Annotated in this window: 1 protein-coding gene; it reads left to right on the top strand. The window is 44.5% G+C overall.

Features of this window, described 5'->3' with window-relative positions; translation table 11 throughout:
* Window positions 1-18: 18 nt before the first annotated feature.
* A partial coding sequence (locus AAEY68_RS21210) for a hypothetical protein (protein WP_350586844.1) occupies window positions 19-263 on the top strand: 245 nt, incomplete at its 3' end.

Genomic DNA, 263 nt, shown 5'->3' with positions numbered 1-263 from the left:
AAAAAGGCCAGCGGTTTAATGACCAGTGCAATAAGAGATGGCGCTATTAAATATCAACAAGGCATGCAGCGCAATGCACCAGAGTCAAACGTAGCCCGCGTGGTTAAAACCAATCAAGGCCAAAAAGTTGAAATCCGCCCAGGCTTTTCAAAATCACGCATTAAAGTTAAAGCCAGTACTAATCGCCAAGGTAAAGAAACACGTCGCTTTGGTAAAGGGGTTGTATCGCTAGTGCGTGTGGGCGTATTTAAAGTGCCTTACAT

It is taken from the genome of Pseudoalteromonas sp. RB2-MNA-CIBAN-0110, from assembly GCF_040309305.1.
In the GTDB taxonomy this organism is placed as follows: Bacteria; Pseudomonadota; Gammaproteobacteria; order Enterobacterales; family Alteromonadaceae; genus Pseudoalteromonas; species Pseudoalteromonas arctica.
This window is presented reverse-complemented; position numbering and strand designations above follow the sequence as displayed.